A 2770-nucleotide genomic window follows, 5' to 3' on the forward strand; every position below is an offset into this window, starting at 1 on the left:
TTTTGGAGAGGGGGATTACCCTACGTACTGGCGGATGGCCTGTGCGGCGGCGGCCTTGGCCCACAACGCCCAATCGTGTTCGGGAATTTCGAAGTCCACGGGCGACGCCTGGCTGTGCCGATACGTTTTGATGCCGTTGCGCAGGTCGTCGATGCCCAATCTCGCGATGAACGACGATTCGCCGGCGATCATGATCTTGTCGGGCATGGCGATGTTGGCGACCGTGGCGATCAGGGTGCCGAGACGGAAGCACGTGCGATTCACGAGATTCGTGGACTGGGGCTTGTTCGCGCGCGCATCGCGTGCGAAATCATCAAAGGACGCGGGCCGTCCGAGGATTTGCGAGTATTCGGCGGCGATGGAATTGTTCGACAGGCATTGCGCGCAACCCTTGTGCCCGGAAACGCAGCGTGGTCCGTCCGGATCGACCGGAATATGCCCGACCAATCCGTAGCTTTTGTCGGGACAGCTCACCAGCTCCCCGTTGAAGGTCAGCGAATAGCCCACGCCCGCGCCGATCGTCAGCACCGCGAAACTGTTGAGTCCCACGCCCGAGCCGAACCAGCAGGCGTCGATGACCAACGAGTCGATGTCGTTGTAGATGCCTGTCGACAGTCCGGTCGCGTCCTCCACCATGCGCGAAAGCTCCACCGGCTGCGCCCAATGCAGGAATGGCGCGAACGTCACCGTCGCATCGTTGACGATGTGCCCGCCAAGTGAAATGCCGACCGCGCATGGTTTCGGCCATCCCGACATCTCCGCCTCGGCGGCGCAATCAAGCGTCAGCTGTTTGATGATCGCCGTCACGCTTTCCGGCGCGCTGTCATCGATTTCCAGATCATGGCATCCGGTGACGATCCGCCCGAGCGCGTTCACCGCGACCGCCGAGATATGCGTCGCATTGATTTTCATGCCGACGAAGGTGCGCGCGCGTTCCACGACGCGCAGTCCGGTCTGTGGCCGGCCGCGTCTTTCGGTATTCTCCTTCAGTACGAAGTCCTTCGGCAGTTTTCCCGATTTTCCGGCGATCATCGGCATTTCCTCGATCACGCCGTCGTAAATCAAATCACTGGTGATGCGTGATACCGCGCCTTGTGAGAGTCCGAGGATCTGGGCGATGGTGATGCGTGACACGGGTCCGTATTTCATGATGCATGCCGCGACCTTGTGCGTGTATTCCGAGCCCGCGAACCATTGCGGTATAGGAGAATCTGCCATCCGCGCCATCCTTTGCGTATCGCGCATCGCACACTCTGCGATGATTTACTTTCCTAGAATAACAAAATCTTGGTGTTTTGTTTCCGACAAACGCAGGGCGCGCAGAACTGGGAATGAAAAACACGAAAATCTATGCTGTGTACAGCGGCGATGCGGTAAGGACGCCACATCGCAGTGGAAGCGGAACACAAAGGAGTCGAGAATGAAACCTGATTCCATTCATGACAAGGGTCGATTCGGCAGAATCGTCTCCCGCGCGCTGACGGCGGCATGCGCGGTCGCGCTGACCGTGGGGCTCGCCGGTTGCGGCGACGGCACCGCGGGGACCGTCACCTTGGATTTCTTCCAGTACAAGGCGGAAGCGGCCGACTGGTTCACGGCCAAGGCGCGCGAATTCGAGAAAACCCATCCCAATATCACAATCAACGTCAACAATTCGTCCGACGCGACCACCGACCTGCGCACCAGGCTGGTGAAGAACCGGGAGCCGGACGTCATCACCATCAACGGCGACATCAACTACGGCATGCTTGCCGAAGCGGGCGTCTTCCACGATTTCACGGATGACGAGATCGTCGACGAACTCAACCCGGGCATGGTGAAAATCGCCAAGAGCCTCGTGCAGACCACCGACAAGTCGAAGAAGCGGCTGTACGCGATCCCATACGCGGGCAACGCGAGCGGCTACATCATCAACGTCGACGTGTGGGAGCAGGCGGGCGAGGATCCCGACAATCCTCCGCAGACATGGAACGAATTCATCGCATTGCTCAAACGATTCAAGGCGAAGGGCATCACGCCGATCGAAGCGAGCACCGCCGACCCGTGGACGCTGCAGGCGCCGTTGTCGTCGCTCAACTCGACGCTGGTGCCGGAATCGGAGTACACGAACCTCAAGAACGGTTCCAAGAAATTCTCCGATTTATGGACGCCGGTCAGTGAGAAACTGGTCGAGATCTACCAGAACTACACGCAGAAGAACCCCGCGGTCACCTACCAGCAGGCCACGCAGGACCTCGCGGCAGGCAAAGCCGCCATTCTGCCGCTCGGCACCTATGCGATTCCCCAGGTGCGTCTGGTCAACAAGAACGCCAACCTGAGGTTCGCGCAGATGCCGGCCACCAACAACGCCAAGGAACAGCAGCTCACCGCCGGCGACGACGTGATGCTCACCATCGGCGCGCACACCAAGCATTACAACGAAGCCCGCCAATTCGTCGACTTCCTGATGAGCGAGAAGAACGTGAAGGACTACTCCAAGCAGCAGTCCGCGTTCACCCCGTACAAAGACACCTATGTGGGCGACGAGGCGCTGAACGGCGTGCTCGACTTCTACAAGGCCGGAAAGCTGACCGATTTCTGCGACCACTACGTGCCCGCCAGCATCAACATCGCAGGTTTCCTGCAGACGCTGGTGCAGTCCGGCAATACCGGCAAATTCCTGAACAGCATGCAATCCGAATACGACAAGATCGAAGCCAGGAACTTCAGGTGAGGGGAGGAACGAACATGACTGGCAATACGATGGCTCCGGCCACTGCCGCGGCAAAGA

At 59.4% G+C, this 2770-nt stretch carries 2 protein-coding genes; one reads left to right on the plus strand and one right to left on the minus strand.

Annotation, left to right across the window (positions count from 1 at the left end):
- Positions 1-15 precede the first annotated feature (15 nt).
- Entirely contained in the window at positions 16-1218 is a 1203-nt protein-coding gene (locus tag B3C64_RS06925; RefSeq protein WP_291534665.1) for an ROK family protein, read from the minus strand.
- A 202-nt stretch (positions 1219-1420) separates the two neighbouring features.
- On the opposite strand from B3C64_RS06925, the gene B3C64_RS06930 reads away from it, so the two are divergent.
- A complete protein-coding gene (locus B3C64_RS06930) occupies positions 1421-2713 on the plus strand; it encodes an ABC transporter substrate-binding protein (RefSeq protein WP_291534666.1) in 1293 nt (430 codons plus the stop codon).
- Positions 2714-2770 lie beyond the last annotated feature (57 nt).

It is taken from the genome of Bifidobacterium sp. UBA6881 (assembly GCA_002451435.1).
Taxonomy (GTDB): Bacteria; Actinomycetota; Actinomycetes; order Actinomycetales; family Bifidobacteriaceae; genus Bifidobacterium.